The organism is Candidatus Omnitrophota bacterium, from assembly GCA_028715415.1.
GTDB lineage: Bacteria > Omnitrophota > Gorgyraeia > Gygaellales > Profunditerraquicolaceae > JAQURX01.
Genome location: JAQURX010000002.1, coordinates 21,782 through 47,711, shown reverse-complemented (window position 1 = coordinate 47,711; position 25,930 = coordinate 21,782). Strand labels below are relative to the sequence as shown.

At 39.9% G+C, this 25,930-nt stretch carries 2 protein-coding genes (1 of these 2 only partly in view); both read right to left on the bottom strand.

Going from position 1 to position 25,930, the window contains the following annotated elements; all coding sequences use genetic code 11:
* Positions 1 to 24,932, bottom strand: part of the annotated coding region (locus PHO70_01130; GenBank protein ID MDD5431583.1) for a cell wall hydrolase (this coding region is incomplete at its 3' end). Its footprint begins 23,620 nt before the window's first position; 24,932 of its 48,552 annotated nt are in view.
* Positions 24,932 to 25,930 carry a hypothetical protein gene (locus PHO70_01125; protein MDD5431582.1) on the bottom strand — a complete coding sequence of 333 codons (999 nt, stop codon included), beginning with the start codon at positions 25,928 to 25,930 and terminating at the stop codon, positions 24,932 to 24,934. The genes PHO70_01130 and PHO70_01125, both read right to left, overlap by 1 nt.

Below are 25,930 nucleotides of genomic sequence, written 5' to 3'. Positions count from 1 at the left end.
TACTGCGCTGCGAGTCTCTTTCCAAAAACAGTTTTACCAACCCCAGAAGCGCCATCAATAATTACGACAGCCGGCCTTGCTCCATTAATTTTCTTAAGTTTTATATCTATTAATCTAATTGCTTTTCTTAAATTCTTATCCTGGGCCACTGTTGGCCTAGCCCTAACCGCTGTTGCGGAGAAATTAAGATTACTTAAAGCTAATACCGCAAGAATAGCAAGCGGCAATACAACTCCTAAAGAAATACTGCTTTGCCCTGCTATTGGCATGCTATTCATCATCTTTACAATACCAAGGATAACTATGACCATCACTGCAAGCACCATCAACTCTTCTTTATATTTCTTTATGTCATTAATAACGCCTCTTTTTAAGGAAAATACTGCTATACCAAGTAGGCCTGCGAAGCTGGTTATTACACGTAATTCAGGCAAGATCATGCTGGATATCAAGGTTAAGGCGTAGATGATGATATATGCTTCGCTAGGAAGACCTACATCTTCTCTTGATTCATGTATCACAGTACCGTTACGTTCAGAAGCCTTTGTAAATCCTGCTAATATAGCTGTTATAGGGCTAATGAATAATACAAAGGCAACTGCAAGAAGGCCAAGTAAATCGCTATTGGTTGGATCCTGAACAGCAGTTGTAGCAGCATTAGCCACTACCTCGCCTAAGCCGAAGAAGGCAACGAGTGCACCGACAATAAAGCTATTTAATTGCCAAGGCTTAACATCTAAGTAATGTCCTGATTCCGGCCTAACAACCACTACAGAGATATTAACCGCGGGTTTTTTATCAGCAACAATATCAATAGTTTTCTCTTCATCTCTAGGATCAAATCCCCTTTCTGCAATTTCTACTTTTGGAGCCAAATATTCAACTAAGTCCTCAAATGAATTAATTTTTGCTCTCTGTAATGCGATTAAGTTAACTCTATACGCAACTCTTTCAGAAGTACTTGTTAAGTGGACATGCTCATGTTTTAAAATAGCATCAACAAATCTTTTGTATTCTGCTCTTTTTTCAAGATAACCAAACGCCGCATCAGCTTCCATATCATAACTTAATACAGTCTGGCTGATAATCGGACTGGTCAACGCATAAATATTACCCCAGAACATTCCATATGTGGCAACAAATGCTTTTCTAATAATCAGTCCTTGATGGAGCAGTAATTTCCCGTCATCACGATAATAAAGCGCGCCAAAGAAGAATGAACCTAACATTGAACACCCTCTTGCGCGGCCATGACGGTGATGAGTATACTTAGTTACTTTGGTATTTTTCTGGTTAGTAGATCCAGAGTCGATATCTTTCCATTCGGCCTTAGCACCTTCTCTTACATCCCCATGATTCCAATCAACATAGGTCACTTTTCCATTAACAATTTTTCTGACATGATATGTGCCATTACCTGTAAATCCAAGATTAAATTGGTCGATAAAATGCCTCACAAGTATAGCCGGCATTTGCTTTCCATCAACAAATACCTGAAAATCAGCAGCGATTCCGTCTACATGTTGCGAATTCTTCGCACCGCCAACTTGCTTATTGTATGCAGGGCATCTATAGACGGATGTTGGTATAATCTTTATTTCTTTCTTATTCTGGAAGAATTCTTTCAGGCGAGCTTCTAATACATCAATTTGAGCAGCAAGCTTAGGGCTGATTCCTCCCGGAGGTAATTTACTACAGTGGGAACAAACTAATTTTTCACTATCCATAAACTTGGCAACAGTATCTTTTACATCTGCATAGAAGAACATCGCTGGCAAAGTTACAGCAATCAAAGCTTTTCTTATATCAATTCTATTAAGTGCTAATTTAATAACCAGTAAAGCTACTACAGCTAATAGTATGCCTGCAAAAGCTTCTGTGCCAACTACACCTACGAGAACAAGGCCAGTTCCAACATCTCTATGTTTAACACCTTTTGTTGAAAAAGCATTCTTTAAAGCTCTTAAAGCTGCTTTTGAAGCTGCATTAATAGCTTTTTTGCCATAATATTTAGTTGTGCTTGCTATTTTCTGGCTAGCGGTAGGAAGTTCTTTGTTGTTCACATTTACGAATCTGTGCGGGCCAACCCAAGCTATTGTCTTGGCGTTTATACCCCAATAAGGATTCGATTTATTCGGATTATAATAATGAGTGGCCTTACCGATTGGATTGGCGATTTTACCTGTCAAGACAGCCTGAACAGCGGCTTTAATACGAGCAATTTCTTCTTTGTTATCAACATCATTATAATAGGTATAATAATTACTGTTTCTATCATATCTGCAGCTGAAAGCATTTGAATAAGTTAGAACTTTCCAAATAGTGTTACCGCCAAAATCACCGTCTTTTGCTCTGTTAATAACAATCCAGACAATTGAAGCGATTATTCTTTCTCTTTGTGCTTTATTGGAGGCTTTGAGGATTTCGAAAATATTTTCACCGACAATTACTCTGGTAAGTTCATTCAATTCAAAAGATTTATAATTAATTACTGGTGGGCTGCGTGCTTTGAGCGCTGATTTACCGGCTTTTTGAGGTTTAACATTATTTGCAGCTCTTACAGGAGTTTTAACTTTATTTACAGCCCCTAATACTAACGAATTAACAGTCGTTGCTGAAGACTGGATCTGAGTTGTGTTGCCTCTTGCCTCTGCAACCATACCAAGAATTGCAGTCAATAAAGATGAAGTCAAAAGCAATTTACCAAAATTAATATCACGAGCACTTGCTCTTCTAAAATATAATTTTGCGCCTAATCCACCCAGCCCGGAAATAGCAAATACAGCTAAAGCTAATTCAGGGCTAACTTGCGGCATTGCCATTATGCCAAACATCGCAGCTGATAATACAATACTATAAATTCCGGCAACAAATCTTTTCTGCATAATTGAATATATGCCATAAATAATTAAAGCGATTAATGCATATTGAAGATAAGTCATGATTGAATTTATTGCGTCACCTGCATTTGCAAGAATACTTGTGCTAGCGCCGAATGCTGATTGAGTCATTAAACCAGCAACAATAGCACCAAAATCAAATAAAGATTTACTTAAAGAAGAATTCTTTAGCGGCAACTCGAATTGCCCTTGGCCAACCTTATCTTGAGAAGCTATTAAATCAAAGGTTAAGTTTTCGCTCTTACGTACATCCATACTAGCGCTATTTGCATTCAAATAAGCGTTAGCAGACATTTGCTCAACCCTAGATTCAGCAACCTGAGATAACACAATTCCTCTTCTACCAAGCTCGCGCATAATTTCATTCTTTAAGATATCCCCTTCTTTTGAAGAAATTACCTCAAATCTAAGCTCTTTAATATTTGCATTCCCTAACTTAGCAAGTAATAAATCTATAGAGGCAGCAACATCATTATCCATTCCAAGATGTGCCACGACGAATTTGTTATTTTTGTCATCAAATATGCCAACACAAGCACACCAAATTAATCCTAAAGCTACGACATCAATCCCACCATCTCTTGTGCCAACAAAACCATATCCAGTAAATATCTTGGCTACTTTCTGCGCTGCAGCTCTGCGTGCTTCTTCAGAAATTTCTACTGTATCTTCGCGAGCCCCTTCTTCTTTTGCTGAGTTCTTTTCTTTCTCGCGATTTAAGAATGCTCCAACAACAGGGCTAATCTTAGTAACAGTTGAAGAATTTACCCTCATATCTGCCATATCTGCAAAAGCAACCGGCAATAATATTGCGGCGATAACAAGTAAAACAACCATAACCCAAGCATCGTTAACTACGGGAGTTGAAGTATTATTAGCGAGAGGGAATAATGCACCCAAAGGAATAATAGAATAGGATCTTCCGAGCACTCGAGCTCCAGCTCTCTTTAACCAGCCTTGCTTTGCTTCCGCCTTAGGAGCTTCTACTACAGACTGCTCTACTTTTGGCTCATTTACTATTGCAGCGCTGGTCTGATATACCATTAAAATCGCTCTTCTAAGCTGAGAATCAAGGCCTATTTTAAATAGCCATCCTTTCTTTAATTCTATTATCTGCCCAGGTTCAGCATTACCTATATACATATCTATGGGCGCTCCCAATGCTTTTAATTGGTCATAAACTTCTGTATCGTAAGCATCATTGGGCTTCAAGAATCGGTAAGTCGCTACAATCGGGTCAGCAGTTGCCGGTTCAGCATCAACAACATTATTATCTACTGCTGGAGGAGTTACAGGGTCAAGCTCTTCTCCCAATTCCTCTATTAATGTATTTAATTCCTCTTGAGTTAACGCATATGGATCATCTTTAGTAGTTACGGGTTGCGCTTCAACATCAATCACACCTTCCTTCTTCGCGGCTTCAGGAGTTGCTGGGATTACTTCACTTTCTGCTGGCTCAACTTCTGCATCTGCTTCTTTTTCCAATTGTGCTATTTTTGCATTAACATCTTCCAAAGCAGCTTCTAATGATTCCCTTGCCTCTTTAGCAGCGCCGTTTCTAAGACGCAATGAAGGAGCTTCTAACGCATTTTCCAAGAATTCTTTGTGGGCAAATAAATCTTCAATTGCTCTTTCAGCTGGATCTCTGCTATCCTCAACTTGATTATTTACGCTATCTTCAACTGGTGTAAATTCAACATCAATCACACCTTCATCTTCTATGGCCTTAGGAGCTGCTGGTATTACTCCAACTTCTACCGGTTTGACAACTTCAACAGCAGCTTGCGCATTTTGCCAAGCTGCAATTGCTTCTTTAACTATTCTCCTTAAAGCTTCTATAATTGCTTCTTGTGCTTTTTCAGGCTCTGCATTTCTTGCTGCATCAAATATAGCTTTATTCAATTTCTTAAAATCCTCAAATCCGATATCCCTTAGTTTTCCAAATAATCTCTCCTTCTCTTCTTCAATAGATTCAGTAGTTACTGACATTACTTCAACTTCTACCGGCTTGGCAGCTTCAACAGTAGATTCTTCCTTTATAGTTAGCTCAGCTTGCTGTGCCTCTTGCAACCTATTCAACATTTGCTCTAATTCATTTTCCGATTTGGCTAAGCTATCCAATGCCGCGCGAATTCTCGCCAGAATTTCTTCATTTGCCTTCAATGCTTCTTCAGCTTGGGTGCGCAGAGCATCTGTATTTTCTTCATGAGAAACAGGTTGCTCTACAGGAGCTGACTGCTTAACAGTATTTGTGACTATTTTCTTTGCCCCTGTCTTGCCAGCGAATATTGAAGAAGCTGTTTCTTGAAATCTCTTAAACCCTTTAACTGCCTTGGTAATATCGGTTAAGATTATCCATCTTTTGCCATCGGGATCAGTAGATAAAATGTGCTGTACCCCCAACAACCTAAGAACCTGCTCTACATAAATATCATATCTACCCATGAAAGTTCTATTTAAAACTCTTTCCAAATCCTTCTTTAATCTTTCCAAATAAGCTGGATTATCTAATAAGTCCCTTAATTCTTCCGGACTTAAAACCACACTAAATGCATCATTCTGATCCCTTGCCCAGCGCTGTTTTCTTAAAGCATCATCAGGACCAAATCTATCCCACTGTTCTATAGGAGCTTTTCCTTTAATAACAGCATCTATCCCTCTTCTTGCGTTAGTAAATAGTAGGGCTGCATTTCCTACATAACCAACATTAGCTGAAGTAGGATGGTCGATGGCTTTGAATGCTCTCTTATCTCTTGCCATTCTTAATCTTAAGCCAAATTCTGAATCTTCACCCCACTTCATCCTATCGTTGTAACCTCCCAAAGCAGCATATCGGCTAGCTCTATAACCAAAGTTAGCCCCACTACTACCCGGAGTTCCCCAGTTACGCCTACATATAATCTCCTGCAATTGGAAAATCCTAGTACCAAAATGAAATACAGGTGAAGATAAATACCCATCATAGCCCCAATCTAATTTACCCAAAATACCATCCCAATTGCTATGAGTATCAAATCCATTAATAAATGCCCAAATATAAGTAGGAGCTAAACCATTTAAATCAGCATCATTTCCAATAATTATCAAATCACTATTGTTGTGCCTATTTTTATGTCTTAACAACGCCAAGTCAGTTGCATATTTTCTAATTCTACCCATCGTAATATTTGAACGATCTAATTTTTTATAGACCATTCTTACATTTATATGCGGATAATCAGCCTGGAATCTTCGGACTTCGTCAATTGTATTATCCGGAGCAACATCAGAAGGATGATTTATGAATACAATTATTTCAAAATAATTATTATTTAATGCCTTACCTGACCTATCAGTTTGATGAGTATAGCTTTGTAACGTACGATAAATATTATCCCCTTCCTGGTGGCCAGCAACTGGTATACCAACCACAACTCTGCAATCCCTATGCATTGGAACCCCAATTTGACGATCCATTTCACTTAGCTCTCTTATCCAACTTCTTGACTGCCTATTCAAGTATCCAACTATTTCTGCATATGAATCTAACGGATAATCACTGTCAGACATAATACCAGCTAAAAGCGCAGCTGAACCTCTCTTGCGCAAAAACTTAGCTGCAGTCTCAAGCATGCTTGAATTGCTCTCTTCTTCTCCATATCCATATGCATTAACTAATAAATCTACCGGATCGCCGCCTGTAATACGAGCAAATTTGTCATCCTCTGGTATTGGTTGGATGCCTTGCTTAACTCTCCATAACAGTGCAGCGATTATTGCTAAATAACCAAAGCCTATCGCAATCCCGGTAAATGTAAATCTTAAGACATCAGTTATTTTGTTCCAATTATAATGATAATCAAAACCAAATACTGAACCATCCACTACAATACCGAGAATAACTAATCCTGCTCCGGTAATAAAAATGGTATTACGTAAGTCACTATGATTTGAAGTCCAGTTGTACCATGCATTTTTGGCACTATTGATTAAACCTCTAACACCTTTGATACCTTCAACGGCAGGAGCTAACCAGCGGGATTCGGGGAATACTTTCTTAAGGATATCGTTAATACGATTCTTTATTTCCCAATTGCGATTTTTGGATAATAATCCAGCGGCGAGAGCAAAGAAAAGAGCAGCGAGAGCCACATACGGAGGAGCGCGGGTATGTAGTGGAGTAGTTACTGTCGGTATTACTGGAGTAACTTTTGCTTTAGGAGCAGCCTGTGTAGTCGGCACAACTGGCTTAGTTGTTGTAACAGGAGGTAACACTGCCTTTGTAGTTGTTGTTGGTTCTGGATTTACTACAGGTAAACTTGTTGTTGTCGGTAAAGTATCAACCGGCTTAGAGCTCGGCATTGATTGAGTAAAAGGAGTACCGATGTCTGTTGTATTAGTAGTTGTTATTGAAGTAACAGGAACTGGTTTAACAGGCTTGATTTTGGCTGCCTGTTTAGCATCTTTAAAAAGATGTGCAATCTCTAAAGCATTATCATAAGTAGCTGTTACAACTTCTCCATCAGGAAGTCTGACATCAACTGCGTAAGTACGCCCTGCAGCCATTCCCCATGATTTTACTTTTTCCTCTTTAGCTGAATCCATAAGAATATTTTCATCTGGGACACCAAAATCATTTAATGCATTGAGTAAATCCTGGCCATTGCTTCCACCATAATATACAAATACCTGGCGGCCATTTAAATCAAGCTGATATAATCCGGTAGCGCGCGGGCCCTTAACAATACCGAGAGTAAGAACTTCGCGTAAACCTCTTGTCAGGCCTTTTTCGTGAGCATTTCTAACTAAATCAATATTAAAACGAGGATTGGTGTTTGACTGATAAGTTTTATTTGCTTGCTGTGCTCTTGCTTCTTCTATTATGCCTTTGATACCAAGTACTTTTACTTCGCCATCTACGCCTATAACTTCTATCTTCTTTGCACGGCCAAATTCCATCTTTGTAATCTTGCCGGTCTTTAAGCCGAACTGGTTAGCTAAGAATTCTGCGTCATCAATTACAAAATGTGCGCCATCAACAGTAGTAATAATCACAGAATCAACTGGGCCAACAAACAACGGCCTTCCAAAGTTAACCTTTTCGATGTCTTCAACTAAAATAAATGGCTGTTCAGTTAAAGCTGGAGCAGAATCTGTTGTTGTGGTAGTAGTTACGTTAGATGTAGCTACATTGCTAGAAGTCGTTGTAGATAAGTTGCTAGTCGTGGTTACTGACGCAGTAGCTGTTGCCGTAGCAGTTGAAGAAGTTGTAGTTACTTTTCTATTTCTTGCATCAAACGCCCAATATGCACCTTCTAAATATTTCGTAATTAAACCGTTGTACTGTTTAAGATTATCAATTGAATAATTCTTCTTAGTATATAAGTTTAAAGATTCGATCTGGCTTTCAACATTCTTCCTAACAGCATTCTTAAAGGCCTGATAATCAGAATAATTCTGCCAGTTTAATGCAGGAACGCCTAATATCATACGATGGCTTCCATCGACAATCTGCACTGCTTTACCATTCTCAATTACTGCTTCTGTCAATTGTGCGGCCTGAGAAGTTGTTGTCTGCCCAAAGATATTCCCATCATTATTCAACATTTCTCCCAAATCCAATCTTGGAGCATTCATGGTTGAAGCATGATTATCTGCTGCATAAACTGGTGTGCCGTCAAACAGGGCAGCACCAGCGTAAAGCGCACCGCCTACTAATACAACGAAGCCGGCGGCTTTAGCCATTCTTCTTAATGGTAATCCCGCAATTACGCCTGCAGCCTGATTTTCTTTCTCAGCTTCTTGTGCGAAATATGCATCTGCTTCATCCCAATCCTCAGGAGTTGGCTTAGAAAACCCGGGAATTAATTGACCTAGCTTATATCTTCTATCACCAGAAACAACTCTAAAATCATCGTCCTTTAATCCACCTTCTAAAAGATAAGGATTAACAATTCCAAATCTTCTTCTGTAAACAACATACGGCACATCTTCATCAGCTATCGTGTCTTCCGTTGATTCTGTAGACTGGGATTGCATTGGTTTTTCGGGCTGCGATAATTCGCTGGAGGACGATATCTCTGTCGGTATCACAGAGTTCTTCCCAGCTGTCTGCTCTGCCGTTACGGGTGTATGCGTTGCCTGTTTTATCATGGATAAGAAAGATCCTAAGATTCTTATCAACGCACCGGGCTGCTGCAAAGATTGTACTGTCTTTCTCAAAGATGACAAGATGGTCGAAACTAAGCTCTGATAAATTGATTTTAACCATTTTACACCTCCTATAATTTTTGAAACAGTTGTAATGAGGGCTCCAACAAGAAGGGTCAATCCCTGGAGGAGGGTTCCTGCGAAGCCCTCATTTACAACAAAAGCCGGGACTGTCTTTCCTGCCACGGAAGGAACAGAAACCGGCTTGGTTAATAATTTAATTACTATTGGTAATGCGATAATTAATACGGCAGCGATAATGCCAACAACTTGGATAGAGGAAGATTGATTATATTGATTTTGATTTGAAGCACAACCACAGATTGAAGCGAGGATTAATACAGCAGTTGATAAAGTTTTTACTAATGCGCCAAGTTTGGCGGGCGGACCACGGGCATTATGGTTATTGCCGAGGATTTGTGGAGGAATAATTGTATTAAGAAGACGCAAAAGCCTCCATACCATTGGAGGAATTAATATTAATTTTCCACCTAAGCCTGCTGCACCATTATTTGCACCGCTGCCGTTACCAGAATTTGTGCCATTTAAGGTTGCACTTGTCGAACCACCGGTTCTATCATTAGAACCTGTATTTGCGCCTTGAGTTTTTCTAGTTGCACTCTGGGCATCTACCTTTCCTTCGGCACTTTCTGCACCTACTACTTCATTTCTTGTTTCAGATCCAGTCTCCGTAGTAGCAAGAGTTACTGAACCTGCACTATTTTTGCCCTCTTGCCTAGAACCACGACCTGCGATTGGGCTAATCGCAGCCGCGGAGTTGACACCCGGGCTGCTACGGCCAAATACGCCTGCACCAGCTACCTTAGTGAGATGCTGGGAGCTGGTTTCTCCGGCATAAGCTGGCCTTGCGAATGATAACGCCTGTCCAAACAAACCAAATATGCTATGTAAATGTTGAATTAAGCCATTACTTGCAGGAACCTTCAAATTATTAACATTTGGTGTTGGAATATTTGTGAAAGGCAGAGGTTGACCCATCGGCTGTTGTTCAGGCTTTTCTTTAGCGCCACCATTACTATTCTGCCCAGCGCCAGAAACACCTGCATTGTCTAATCCGCCATTACCAAACATAAGCTTCCCAGCAGCATAAATCATCAAGCCAAGCGGTGTAAAGGCATTACTAGTAGCTCTACCAATATTTCTGAATATAATTGCCCCATCCATCCGCCAGAAAGGAATCAAGTTAAATGCCCCTAAGAATAAATTCATGTTAGCAAAATAATTTGCCGAATGTGAATCAATAACGCCTAAAGCATTCAACATAGCTGCTCCACCAGCCAAAACAAAATTCATCGCCGGGCCAGCTAAAGCGACAAATTTCTTATCTTTCTGAGACATAGCTTCATATCTATCTTTATCAAAATTAGTTGATCCACCAAAACCAAATAGAGTAATATTATCGGTTTTCATTCCTTTCTTAAATGCAGCCCATGCATGCCCAGCTTCATGTAAGAATACTGAAATCATAATAGGCGTTGCAGCCGCCAAACCAGCTGTAACACCTCCAAATTTAATCCCCAAGAACGCTACTAAAGCAGCAACACTCCAATGCACGCTTACCGGGGAGCCCAATAATTTTTCTGATAAAGGCAGGGTGACTTTATAATACAATGCGCGCTTAAAGAAGCTTTGATTACTTGGCTCTTGAGCCACTGGTTGATTACCTTGTTTCGATTGTGCATCGGACTTGGCTTCATCCCTAGCTTTTAATTTCCTTATTAACTCTTGCGCGGCATAATCTGGAGCTCCATTACCAAATAACGAAGCTGGCTTTTCTCCATTATTTAAACGTTCATCCTGCTCAACATTAAGCCTTACAACTGCTTCCAATTGTTCAATACTAAGGCCCTGGAGTAAACTCTCTGCCTGCTGCCTACGATTCTTCTCAATTTCATTCAATCGGACATCTTCGTCAGGAGTGATGGTGTTATAAGTATATTTCTTCGCCATAAGATTCATATGTTCGCCGGAATCTTGATTCGAAATTTCGTTAAGGCGATTAGCCACGTCTTCTGCGGAGAATTCAGTTGTTGCAGGCTGATTTTCTTCAGCAGCTTTATCTTTAGCAAATTTCTGGTAAGCTTCGCTTCTAATGGACAACTCTAATGCTTCAGGAAGATAAGCTTCTGTAGCAGCATATTGCTGTGCAAGAGGAGTTTCATTAGTTACTGCAGCAGCATCAGCCTTTTCTTTTTCAAGTTTAGCCAACTTTTCTTTAGCTAAATCAATTGTTATTTTAGCGCGGCTTTGTAATTCTGCAGCAATCGTTTCAACGCTATCTGTTTCTGGGATTTCGGTTGGTTCTACTGTTTTTCCCTCTTGGGCTGCTTTAGCTGCATCTTCTTCAACCTGAGCAATCTGCTGTTGACGCCTCTGTTCTCTTTGCTGGCGGACTTCTTCGGCTTTCTTTGTTAAATTCTCTCCGCCTTCAGCAATCGGCCTTTCTTCCTCAATTAATGCATTCAACGCTGCGATAGCCGGATCCAAAGATTCTTTATGTTTATTAACCTGCTTCTCAAGCAAATCTCTTCTTCCTGCCATAGAAAGAAGAATTAATTTTTCCATTAATTTATCTGTTTTAGCCTTATCCTCGCCAACAATTCTTTGTGCAATTACAGTTAGATTATCATTACTGGTATATTGAGTAGGATCAAGCCCTAATCTTTGCAATCTCTTAATCTGCTTTGATAAACTCTTTAATGCGCTTTGTAATTTCTTATCTGGTTGTTCTCCGGATTGCGCCTGTTTGCTAAGTATTCTCCTAGCTGCGGATAACCTTGCGGAAGCATTCTCTAAATTACTAAGCATTCTGGCAGCTTTAGCTACTTCGCTTCTGCCGCCCCATCTGGAAATCAAACCCGAGAAATTCATCTGGCCTTGGGCAACAGCTACTGTATCAATTAAAGGAACCTTTGTAGCTACTGATGCTGGGAGCAAATCATCTTCTAATAAGGCATCATCAACAGCAATTAAATTGCGTGTTTCTTCTGGAGACATAGGAATTAAGAAAGGCACGAATTCCATTGAACGAAGTTTTTCCGGAGCTTTCCACTCATCATCAGTTGTGCCAGCTGTGCCAAAAGGCGTCATTGCATCATAAATAGCAGTACGGGTAGGCAAAGCTTTAGTTAAAGCTTTGGCAGCGGCTTTGCGTTCTGCATCAGTTCTTGCCATCTGCATTTTCTTATATGCGCTTCTAACTTTATCATTAAGCAAGTTATCTATGGCTTTTGCTTTTTCAGGATGGCTCGCTCTTACCAGGTTTAAAACCAAATCTACAATTGCTAAATAATCCGAGCTCTGCTGGGCTTTCTTGAATGCTCCAGGAGTAATCGAGACGCTATCGCCAGTACTCTCAAAAGGTTTAACGAGCTGGCCTAAAGTCATGAGAGAATTAAAACCTTGCCTTGTATTAGCTGCCGGCACAACGTTATCAATAATTGATTTTAGTGTATCAAAGGCCTGCTGGTTTGAAACAGTTTCCGAATCAGGCAAAGTAGCAGCTGTAATATTAAGAGTGGATAAACCACTATTTAACGCCTGTCTTGTAGCTTGTGTAGAATTAACTAACTGATTAATTATAGGTAAGAATTGTGAATCAATATATAAAACGCCGCTTTGAGGATCAGCATAGCCATTATCCTTCAACCATTGAGCATTTGCTGGAGCAATGCCTCTAACTGCTAATAATCTTTCTGCTATTATAGGTTCATGTCCTTTTAACCCTAAATCTTTTCTTGCTCCTGCAGCAGCATCAGCTGAAGCAACACCTGCTTCTACGTAGTGAGGAGTGCGAGCTGGATAATCAGCAGAATCAAATCTTTTTAAAGCTTCAATCAATTCAGCGGGAGTACGTGCATACCCTAAAGGCACTGGACCACGGCTTAATTCTTCACCGAGTATTTCTTTCATAAAATCCCTTGCTTGTGTATTATCCGCCCTAACAAAAGATTCCAAACTCTTCATCTGCTCCCTAAGCCAGATATTTGACCTATCTCTTGTCCTAAGAGCTGAAGTTTCTCCACTTTCAGCATCGCCTCGTAATTCAGTATTCTTGTAAATCGTATCTTCTTGTCTTCTTCTCTCTAATCTTGTAGCTATTTCTTTACTTGCTTCCGGAGCTAGTTGAGCTAAATATTCCAAAGAATCATGCGGCATTCTAATTGAATTATCTATAACTTTACGATGATTAGCTCTTAATTCTCCGTCTCTCTGGTTCCTCAACCAACTCTCCTGATGGGTGGAAGCACCTTCACGCGTAGGGCCATAAGCTACAACTTCAACAGTATCAGATACCTCTTGCTGTTTTCCCCAATCTTTCACTAATTCGCCATTTTCATTAAGAGTAGCTGCTGTCCTTGGACGTTTGGTGCCTTGTGCGACAATTTCTGCATAAGCTTTTCCATCAGCCAAAACAAAACCTCTACCAAGAGGTTTTCCTTCAGAATCCTGGCCAAAATAATAACTCTTACTCTTTGCAGATCCATGAGCTACTATAACTACAATGTTATCTGAAGTAACTAACTGAGTATTAACATCTTTATCACTTGCAATGCGTTCTTTAGATCCTGTGACAAAACTGCTTTCACCGGCAGCATCAACTAATATAACTCTTTGCTGTGTATTCTTAGCTAATTCAGTTGCTCGTGTTACAAAAGCAGGCAAATCTTCTCCTCTAGCTGCAATAGTTATAATCCCGCTGACTTTTTCTTGAGCCAGTTTTTGCATTATAGTTTCAAAATTTTTAACTCCGGTATCATGTTCCCCTTGGGTTACCTTAAGGCTGGCTAAATCTAAAGGAGCAACACTATCACCTGGCGGCAATTCTGCACCATAGACCACCTGATTTCTTTTTGCTGCCTCAGAAGTAAGAGAGCCTGTTGCAAAACGAACAGAGCTTGGCCTTAATATCCTTATCATTTGTTCATCTAAAACCTTGGTAGTTTCTGCTTGGGATTCAATATTAGCAGGCAAATCAGGAGTCTCTCCTGTTATCTCTCCCATTTTTGCTCTTGTAATATGGGCTTGAGCAACTGCATCCATTGGATCATGCGGCCTTACCCTATGCCTAACACCAGAAAGACCATCCAACGGAGATGTCTGCCCATTTTCTAACCTATCAACATCAACACCAAGTTTATCGTGGCGTGCTTTAGCATTCGCTGCCATTGCCGACATTCTTAAAGCCCCATCTTCAGTTTTTACTGCCTCCTCTAAGCTATCCGCTTTCAAAACGGGCATAATAGATTCTATTAATGGTTCATTTAAACTCACTATATGATCAGTATCTTTTGAAATAATTTTCTCACCATTTCTTGTTGCAGTTTCTGAACCCAGTCTCTCGGTTAGCACATTTTGAGTCTCGCCCCCGACATTCCCTTCTTTAGCGGAGAGATTCCTAGCTGCCTTAGTCCCTACCATAAGGCCTGGAGTATCTTCAGCCTCTGGATTCCAATAATGACGACGGGCATCTTTAGACCCCATAAAAGATTCAATTGATTTCCTTCCTTCTGGAGTTGCAGAAAGAAGCTGTAAATCCTCATTTGCAGAGAATACAAATTGTGCTTTTTCTGCAGCCTTTATTGATTTAGGATCGTGCGCAGAAACAACTGCAACGTCTCCTTCTTTAAGCCCAATTAAAGGATGAGTAATTATTCTTCTAACCTCAGCTGCTGTTTCTTGGGCTTGTGAATGAGTTCTTAATGGTACTACCTCTCTACCTATTGCTGGATCACCTAATTCACTTAGACGTAAACTGTCGTATACCAATGCACCTGAATCTTTACCTGAAGACATACCACCTTGGATTTCAAATGTAGGAGGAATGACATCTTTTCCTGGAGTTCTATTTTGTAATCTTGATACTACCTCTTGATTAGTAGAATCTATTCTCCAGAATAAATCTGCCTGCGCTTGATCCTTTGGAAGAGAAGAACGCACATCGCTCCAAGCAAGAAACACTCTTTCTCTAAGATTTAACTCCTCAATCTTTTTACCACCAGTTGCTTCGGCAACACGTGTAGCTAAGTCTTTTTCCTCTACCTTACCAACTTTAGCATCTCCCTCATTAAACCCAAACCTTCCTTCGGCAAACTGCAGAGGGCCTTCATTAATAATAGGTAAGGTGCCTGTGGGCTGTAGACGTTGATTGGCTTTTATGATTTCCGCTCTTTCCATAGCAACATCTCTATAAGTTGTCCTTCCTCCCCTGTTTACCACTTCTGTGACAATTGCCTTTGTTTCGTTGTATGATGGATTGTGCCCTGTTAATCTTTCAAAATCTAAATTTGCCTGTTGCACTTCAGTTAATGACTTTTGAGCGGCTAACTTTTCTTGCCCTAACACCACTTCTCTGCTGCTAAACTTCTTAAACGCAAAATGTTTCCATGCATTATCCCCTTCAGAATAATATTCTGTGATCCAGCCTTCTCCTTCAGTAGCTTTTGCTTTCACCCTAAACAATTTCCCTGCCCAAGCATTATCAAAAGAGAATTCGTCACCTATTTTAACTTTAGTTTCCTTAGCTACATTCCTTGCTGCATCAATAAAGTCTGTTTTTATTGGTGAGTTCTTAATGATTGTAACCATTTCTTTCTGCGTCGGAGCTCTACCTGCTATATTATTAAATAAAGCCATTGCTCTTTGCATTGGAGTAGCAACCCTAGAATAGATTGGAGTTGCTTCTTCAAATCTCGGCATCTGCCAATTTTTCTTTACATTATCTTCATACGCTTTACCTAATTCACCTTCCCAATGCACCGCATCAGAAACTTTTTCTTTAGATGGAGCCAAAGGCCCCTCTGCGAATGAACCGCGGCCAGCTGCTTCTATTAACTCATGATGCACAGTCCACTTTGCATCTGCGTTACCGCCTTCTGCATTTCTCCAAGTATTTTCTGCGATAAGGACTACTTGTTTGCCATCAATAGTTAATCCGCCGGCACCGGCTTGTCCAGGGACTACTTCATTACCTGGTTTTAACCAAACCTCTACGTCATTATATGTTCCTACATATCTTGCATCCTTTGCAGCGGAATTTAATTCTGCAGCACTTACTTTCGATCCTTGTCTGCCGCCAACTTCGCCGTCTTTAAAAGTAGGTCGGGATTCATTGGCCTTCTTTGGAGCCTCAGTATTAACCTGTCTTAACCCGGGAATTTTATTTTCTATTTCTTTGCCTGCTTTAACCAAACCAGAATATATTGAAGTATCGGTATCTTTGCCTAAGATCTCTCCTTTAATAGTCTCTTTGCCAACTATTAATGGAGCTTTACCAATCCCTATTAACATATCCGTAGGAAGAAGTATAGCGCGTGTTGCTGCGTTATAGCCATCAAGAATGCTCACTGCAACCTGTCCCGCTGTGCTCTTAGGTGCAGTTTTCTCAGCTGCCATAATATTCTCGCCTTTACCTATATGTTGCGCTCCAGGCATAAGCAATAAATTAGCAATAACATATGAAAATCCTTCATAGGCTCGTTGAGCTACAATATTAGCAGTTCCTTCAGGATCTACAAAAATAGAAACCTCTTGCCCTAAAACTGATTTTATTTTATCGCCAATAAATCCCTGATAGAACTTTCCAGTGTCCCCGCCGCCTTCAAATACATGCAATGAAGCATCAGCTATAGAAGTAACATAACTAAACATACCCCAAGCACCTTTTGCTGAGCCGCGGAAAATTCCTGCAATCCAACCACCCATCTGATCTCCGCCAAACTGATTAGCTAAATCGGCGTTTTCTCTGCCAAAATAAGCCATATCACGTAGCACAGTATGTGGGAAACCCGCGAATCCGGGCAACGTACGTAACACCTCTGGAATGATAGCTGGGATATCTCCAAATAATTTTCTGGTTACTTCTACAAAGTTTCCTAAAGTCTTTTGATATGAAGCCTCAAAACCTTTTGTAATCGTATCCATTGCTTCCGCGCCTGCTTTATCTCCAGATATATATCCAGTTGTTGCAGAAAGTTTGCCGGCCAAAGAAAGGGCAAAATTTCTTACAACCGATCCGGCTGCTGCAGAAAGTTCTCCTGCAAAAGAAAAAATAAAATACCTTTCAAACGAGAAGGTTGTAGAAGAATCTTTTACGGAAGTTTTGTTTTCACCAACGCTATAATAGCGTTCCAACTTCTTATCGGAAGAAAGAGCTAGATCGAGAGTGCCGCCAAGAGTAGCCATCAAACCCAATATAGATGGGCCATAAGCCGCTACTTTAGCAGCAATGCTTTTGGTAGTAGGATGAATAAGATATGGTGCGAGCAAACCCTGAAGTGAATTTTTAGCTAAATCCTCTGTTACTGGTTTGCCTTCTGCTGCATTATAAACTGCAGTTCCGCCAGCGGCAGCAGCACCAGTCAATAAAGAAGCTGTCGCATAAGGTGAAACTTTTCCGCCGAATGATAAAACTTGTCCTAACTTTTCTCCGGCAGCTCCGTATTCTCCAAGTTTTAGCCCACGCAAAACGCCTCTGCCTAATAAAATCTCAAGAGTAATTTCTGAACCATTCCCCATATAATATAAGGATTTCCATGCGCCGCCTTTGTTGTAAGCATCGTCGTAAGGGTTATAACCTCCCTTTAAAGTTTCCCAAGCTAGCAAAGAACCCTCTTTTAATTCTGAAGAATCCCATCTTACTAAAGAATCTCCTAAAACACCTAGTTCTGTAACTACTGACCTTACTCCTTGCCAACCCCCCTTAGACATCATACCCAAACCTTCTAATTCAGTTGAGCCGACGTTCTTGAAAGTTTCCCAACCTTGGCGAGGCATTGAAGCATCCGGATTATTTAAAACATAATCTACGGGTAAAATTTTACTTGCAGCTTCGCGATAAAAAGATTCTGCCCATACTGTCCAAGGGCTGTCCGGATTATCGCGCACAATATCATTTCCCTGTTTCCAATCTCTTAATTCATCATTACTTTCTCTGATCCATTGCGGGAGTTTATGAGCAAACATGCGCGCTTTAGGATCCTCTCTTACCATTCTTGCAATACCTGCAACATCTTTATCATCTTTAACACCAGCATTACGCATATATGCATCTAAAACTAATCTTTCGTCGTGCTTGGCATAAGGAAGAGCCTCTACAACAACTTTTGCTAAAGCATCTCCGCCAACCAACATATCAAATGTATTTTTCGCGCCATCAATATTATCAACATTCAAGAACGCTTCAGCTTCTTTGATAAGAAGCTTCTTATCGTGAATTGCTGCAAGCTCATTATTCAATGCTTTTTCTGTGCCTTCTCCGGCTCTAAAATATTTATAAGCGAATCCATTATGCAAATCATTAAGCTGGTTATGCACAAATTCCGAATTTTCAGCAATGCTCTTTTTCTGTAAAGCTATTTCTTTTGCTAAGGTTAAATTCGGCCTTATCTCCTCAGGAATATCGCTTTCCTTAAAAGATTGGCCTTCGCTATTTAAATATTGCAAAGACCCATCAACATTCAAAATACCATAACGCATTGCGGTTGGGCTCAAAGCCCACACCTTCCCATTCTGATCAGCAGCCCAATAACCTGATTTGAATTCTTCGCCTTGCGCAGTAAAAATTCTCCGTGCTGCACTGCCTTCTGGAATAGAAATAACCTTGCCAATCATCGATTTTAAATTCTCTCCAAAATATGTGCTCCCTTTTGGAATCTGCCAAGAACCATCTTTCAATTCGCTGTATCTATACAAAACAGGCGTGAGCATCTTGGCATCAGGCCCATATTCCAGACCAGGCCTTAATGATAATAAATACTGGGTAGAAGTAATTTGCCCAGCCCCATTCATTAAATTACCTTTCTCGTCGAATTTAACGGATTTGCTATTAGCCCCGCCTAAATATCCAACTTCAAAATGCGTCGGTTTTCCTTCATTATTTACATTAACACTTAAATTCCATGGCATTGCAAGCGAACCATCTTTCCATTTGATATCAGCCACTCTGGAAAGATCTTTGTTATTAACAATTTCTGATGTTTTTACGTTTGAATACCCTAATCTTCCCGCTTGGGTTACAGGGTTAAAATTAACCTTACCATTATTATCAATACCTAAATTCGTAAGAGTAGCATTATCATTTAATAAAACACCACCTATGCGGTCACTAATATTGTAGGTATGCTCGGAATTAAGAATTGTTCCATTTTGATTAGCATCTGTTGATAAATTTCCTCCGGCGTTAACCGTTGCATTAACAAGCCCCTGAGAAATCACAGGCAATCCTTGCCAGCCTAAAAGCCCGATAGCTTCATTTACCGGCTTACCATCTTTCATATTTATTTCTGTAGCTGCCTTTTGCATAACCAAAGGAGAGGACCCCTTGGTTATTAAATCATTCCCGAGAAGAGTTTTTGTTCCTTCAGCAAGAGGACCTATCTCCCCATTTATATCAACCTGGCCAATTTTCCAATTGATAGAATGATTATCCTGAATGCCTTTTCCAAAGATAACATCCTTGTTAGGAAAAACCATGTTCCCCAAGGCATCTCTTTCCTGATAAGTAGCCCAAGATGAAATAGTATATTCTATGCCGGTGTTTGCAATTGAAGGCCAATCTTTGTAAATATTCTGTAAAAGATTGCTGCCCATGATTTGATTAATTTCAGACAAATTCTTTGAGCTTGGCATTAATGAAGAGTAAAAACCAGCAAGAGGATCATAAGAATCAACACCGGAAAACAATTGAGGAACTATCTCTTGCATGCCTAATGTGCTTCTTTGCAAAGGAGATAAATTCATTCCCGGGTATTGTTTAATTTTTTCAGGAGAAGATAGAAGATAACTAGTTAATTGAAAATCATTTTTACCTATTTTTAATACATCTCCTGATTCTTTTCCGGCTTTAATTCCTAAAGATGCACGGATTACTTTATCTCCATTTAAATTAGTAGAAAAAGCAACGAGCTTTTCGTCATTCGCATAAATCTTTCCATTTATTAAAGAAGCTTTCCCAACATTTTGCCACTCAGCACGATTGCTTAAAGACAAAGAGCTGATATCAGCAGAGCCAACTACAAAATTTCCCTGGCCGTCAAAATAAGTCTGCTGTTTGTTGATTTCTGCTGGGTTAAGTAAAATGCCCGTTGTTCCGCTTGCAATATTTGTTCTGCGATAAATATCCTGGCCATTTTGTTTAGCAATTAATTCTGTCGTATTCTGAACCTTTAAGAGATTTAATTTCGGGCTAAAGCTACTGTATGTTATTTCTGCAGAAGAACCTCCGCCGGCTTTGTTGAAAAATTCCGGAATAGATAAATTGCCTGATTTAACAGCTTTAACGCCTAAGGTGGGCATTTCATTGCCATTACTAAATTTAGTTACCCCTAAATCAAATATATCAATTTTGTTGCCATTAACAATGCCGTTGCCTTTCATATAAGACAAGTGCCAATCCGGAGCAACTTGGCCTTTTACATCAAATCTATTTACCAAATCAAATTGAGTTAAGCTAACATTTAATGATTTTGCTTTATCCTGAGAAGTTAATTGATAAGGAGTATTATTAGCAAATGCTTTGATAAAAGCTGCATCTCCGGAGAATTTGCCTGGCTCGCCAATTTCTATTCTTCCAGACTGGCCTTTTAAATGCCCTAACCATGTATCAGAAGAAAAATGTATGCCAGTTAATTTATCTGCATATACTGCTTGGTCTTTGCTAACGATATTAAATTCCGCGGTCTTCTTCCATACCGCACCTTCGGAATAAGTTGGAGAGAAATCCAGCGTATTAGCCTGAGGATTGATTAAAATGCCTGCTTTGCCTAAATGAACATTTACATCCGCTCCTCTGGAAACAGGAGAAATCCAGTCTAATTCCACACCCTTTCCTAAATTTTTAATGCCTACACCACTACCACCCTGATTAGACAATAGATGAGAATAGCTATAAGTAATGGCATTGTTGGGAGTAATTAATTTTACTGAGCCATTAGGCATAAGCTGTGCAGAAAATTTATTCAAATCATATTTTACTTTTAGCGGCACATTAGTAATATCTTGTTCGAATTTACCGCTTAAAACACTTGCACTGTAACTCTTATCTTTTATAAAATAATTTTCTACGAGGCTTCCATCGCTATTAATTTTTGTAGTAAGATTAATTTGCTTATTATTTGGAAATACCTGGTGGATATCGGTAGCCTTAAGAAGGCCATCTACTTTATTTATTACTCGCTGCGGTAATGCCCCAGTGGCAAGCCCGGGCCCTTTAATCATGCCGCTTTCAATTCTAGCGCCAGCTAAGTTAACTCCGTATCCTGTTTTAAAAGGAATTACATTTGCATCGCCTTTAAAATGATCAAAATTAAAACGAGCGTCGCTTATTACGTTATTTTTTTGGCTTAAATCCACATCGCCTATTTTCCCGACTTTATTTGTCCAAACATAACCTTCAGTAATTGTCCGTGTTACTAACTTACCATCTACTCCTAATGTATTTATCTGCCAAAGCCCGCTAAATTCATTTTTGCCTGTCAACTGTAAACCACGCCCTATCTTTTCTACTTTGTAGGTACTTAAGAAATCTTCGCCAAATATTCTGGCAGCATCAGCAGAAGAAGCCTTTTGTGAAATTGGAAGTTTGACAAAATGATTTACAGAAACAATATCAGAACCTATTACTTGCGGTTTTAAAAGAGGGAAATACTGGTATTTATTTGCGCTTATAGGCTGTATTCTTTCACCGGGAATTAACCTTGCATTTATTCTTTCAACTCCCGCATTATACTGATTAACCACCGTTTGTTTGTTCCAAGTAGAATCATGATTTGTCTTCCAATCTCTAAATTGAACATCTGGACGGGAAGTTGACAGGAATAAGCCCGAGCTAGATGGATTATGAGTACTTGCAAAAGGCAAGTGAGCCAATGTATCTCCCTTCATAATCCCCAAACTTGGAGCCAAAGGCGTTGAATCCAAATTTTTACCTATATTGGTATAACGAGCGCCTAACCCGTTAGTATTAAATGTCCAATCTGTCTGTGATTTAATCTTTGGAGAGTTAGAATTATAATTTGCGATCTTAACAAAACTTAACTTTCCTTCTAATTCCCATCCGCCTTGTAATTTCTGGGGCTTTCCGCCTTGCGCGGCATTTTGATTCTTCGCAAATTGAGAAAGGTCTACTCCGATCATTTTACTTGTAACTGTCGGGCCAAATGCAGGAGAATTACTAAATGGATTATTGGTTAAATTTGGAATTTTATTGATATCCACCCAGATTTTACCGGGGGCTTTAGTACCCCAAGCCAATTGCTGAAATGAATCTATTTTGGCATCTGGAATTCCTACATATAAATCCCCGTTAAATTTCTTACTGCCGGATGAAAAATTATAGTTGTCCGCGACTTTAAGCGTTGCGTTATACCCTGCTGAACCCATAGGAATATCCATACGAGAAACGCTTGGGATAGTCATTGTCGACTGGATGCCGGGTAAAGAAGCGGGTAATTTGTCTATAAAAGTTTTTCCAACTACTACCTGCAAATTACTACTAGGGGCATTTTTAATTGCCAAATCCGTATGCCAGCCCTTGCCAGCGATAGATTGAGTTACAGGATTATATCTTCCTGTATCCAAAACCAAGGGATCAAAAGCAATCTTTCCTTGTAGAGTATTTACCTGCGGAAAATACCCCATATGCTGGCTGACAGGAGTCCTGTCAACATGCGTAATCTGAAATGCCGTAGGTGATTTAGGAGTATTTATTCCTAAAACCAGGGCGTGTTCATTACGATTTACTGGAGAAACAGTATTTGCGACAACTGAGCTTTTCGGTGCTAAAGAAAAATCTGTAAATAATTTAGAGCCGCTTGTTAACCCACCTGTTACCCGATTTGTATCCAAAGAATACCGGACAGAAGTTGTTTCTTTATCCCAAACCTGAAGCGCAACATCTCTAACTGGACTGTTTTTTGGAATATTTAAATAGCTCGCCGCAACCCTACCTACTCCAATAGCTATCCTATCCCCTAAACCTCTTTTGCTATCATTAAATAAAACAGCTCCCTGTGGATAATTAACAGCTACTGTGTTGTTATGCGAAGAATAATTCTTTGCTCCGCTAATCGTAGTCATTCCAGCAGCATTTGTCCCCATAATACTTACATTATTTCCATAAGGCTGATTTGACCATTGTTTAGAATTTGCAACTGGGTCTATAGTAAGCTGAGCAACAGGCATTTGAGGAGCTGAATAAGACTGAACAGCAGGAGGAGTATATTTAGAGAAACTATTCACGCTATCCCAGAATGTCGGGCCTGCCTGAGGCATGCTAACCGCTGCGGGTTGCGTTGTCGGAGTAAATTTAGCTACGGGTGCAACATAATTAGTAAGCGATGTATAAGACGGAGCTGCTATCGGAGAATTAAAATCTAGTTTAAAAGATACAGGAGTATAAGCAGGCTGAGTAGTTGTAACATAATTATTTGCTGGAGGCGTATAAGCCGGAGCTGCGAAAGGAACAGTTATGTTATAAGCAGGTTGAGTATTTTGAATATAATTGGAAACTGGAGAAAAAAGATTAAGGTTGTATGATGGGGTAACGCTGGGTGTATAAACCACTGGTTGAGTTGTCGGTGTATAAGGTGTTACGTAATTTGTCGGAGGTGTATAAGTATTAACTTGTGGTGTATAAACTGGCGTAGGAGTATAATTCGCAAAATTATTCACATTAGTCCAGAAATTATTGGTAATTTGAGGCATTGGTGTCTGCACAGCAGGAGTATAAGACGGTTGAGTCGTCGGAGTATAGCTTGGAGTATAGCTTGGCGTATAAGTAGGTGTATAAGACGGTGTTGAAGGGCTATAACCAAGACCGAGCTGAGCAGGCGCTTGAGGCGTATAACTAGGCTGAGTTGTCGGTGCAGGAGAACGCGAAGGCGAAGAACCGCTATCTAAGCTCAAGTTAAGCTGGCCGCCCCAAACATTATCATTGGCAGCAGCAGCCCCCATTATCTTCATTGCTTCTGCATCAGACAATTCAACAGTTTCAGGTTTCAGGTTGCTAGTTTCAGGGATTAAAGCATAGCCGGTAAATTGTTTTTTGAATTCATCTGTGGATAAAACTTTTTCTGCGTGATTATCGGAAAGGTAAATTTTGTTGCCAGAAATTTTATTTATTAAAACAAAGTGGTTGCCGTTTAGATGGGCGATAAAAGGCGCTATTTTATTCCATGATCCGTAATCTGAAGTTGCTAATTTAACAGAGTAAAGTTTTTGTCCATAAAATTCCGCGGTTTTAGATAAAGCATATAATGAGTTCAAAATAATTGCGGGGTTGCCTTCCGGCTTGACCACGTCATTCATAATATCCACTGTCAAAGCCATAACAGCAATATCCTGCTCGCTGACCTGCACACCTTTAAGTTTTAAATAATCTAATAGTGCTTTTGATCCGCATGGCTTGCCTTTAAGCCAGCTGTAAATTTCTTCAATTCTCTCTTGGGAAAGGTTAATTGGCTTATCTAAATTAACGGTCAATTTATCAGAGAGCTTTATCGCAGTGTAAGGTTTACCGGAAACTTCTTTTAAAATATTCTTTATGGTTAACGGGATATCAATTTGATTAACTTGGCCGACATTTGAATTTAAAACAGCAGGCATAGATAAACCCGGCTTATTCCAAATAACTCTCCAGTCATACCCTGCAGCTTGGGCAGCCTGCTCAGGCAAAAACACAGCCACGACGATAAAAGCAACAATTCTAATCCAAGCTTTAAAACTGGATTTGAATTCTTCCTTTACCGCTTCCGCCTGAAGATTATTTTCTGTCGTGTTTCTGTCTTCGCTCATGTTTGTTTTTAGTTGCGCAAAATTATGCATTATCTACTACCAGCTGTTGGGAAATTATTAATCCCTGAATTTGAATTATAATTAAGAGTCTGATTCGATGGCAACCCTGAACCAACAGGATTAGCATGCTGGAATTGAGAATAATTGTATGCGCTTGGTGTTGCCCTTACGTTAATAAAGCCGGGGCCAAGCTGCCTCACGTTTGTTACAGAAACTGGATTAGTTACCGCATTTACCATAGGATAAACACCGCTAAATGCCTGTTGAATCATATATCTATCTTGTGGATTTTTTGAATTCTGAGCAATGTAACCAACACCCACGCTAATTGCTTGAGAAGGAAGGCTTTGAATTGTAGAAGTAGCCGCGGCTTTAAATCCAGCCCCCGCATTAAATTTATTTCCGAAAGAAAAGTTTCCATTGGTAGGCGTAAGCGCTCCGGAAACAAATCCACTGGCAAAACCACCTGCTATTCCTGCTACAGCTCCAGCCCAAGGCTGTACAACACCTCTTTTATTTGCTGTTGCTGCCAAAACAGCGCCCTGCACACTACCATTGATCCCACCTAATGCCATGCCATTTAAAACGCTTGAGGTTCCGTAAGCTGCAGGATTCATCCCTCCGCCAACAACGCCCTGCAAAGCAGAGCTGATTGCTAAGGTGGCTTTTGGATTCCACCCATAATAATTGCCCATATTACCAACAGCCCTGCCTAATTGGCCGGTTGTAGTCATTACACTATAATTTGTTGCCCATGTGGAAAAGGCTAATGGTTTTGTTGCAGCAATACCTGCGGAAAAACTGCCACCTTGCATACCAGATGAAATCCCGCCAGCTAAAGCACTACCAACAGTAAAAGAAGCTAAACCAATACCGGTTCCTACTGCGAATTTGCCGGCATTAAATTTCGCCATATCGCCTCCGCCAGCTGCATGACGAGCTGCAAAGGCGACCTGGTTAAAAGAAAAAATAACCATAATTAAAATTATGATTATTTTTATTAATCTGTTTGATAGTAAGTTTTTCAT

Bases quoted from the DNA above. Each gene is read 5' to 3' on its own strand.
- PHO70_01125 (MDD5431582.1), bottom strand. From the start codon at position 25,930: ATGAAAAACTTACTATCAAACAGATTAATAAAAATAATCATAATTTTA.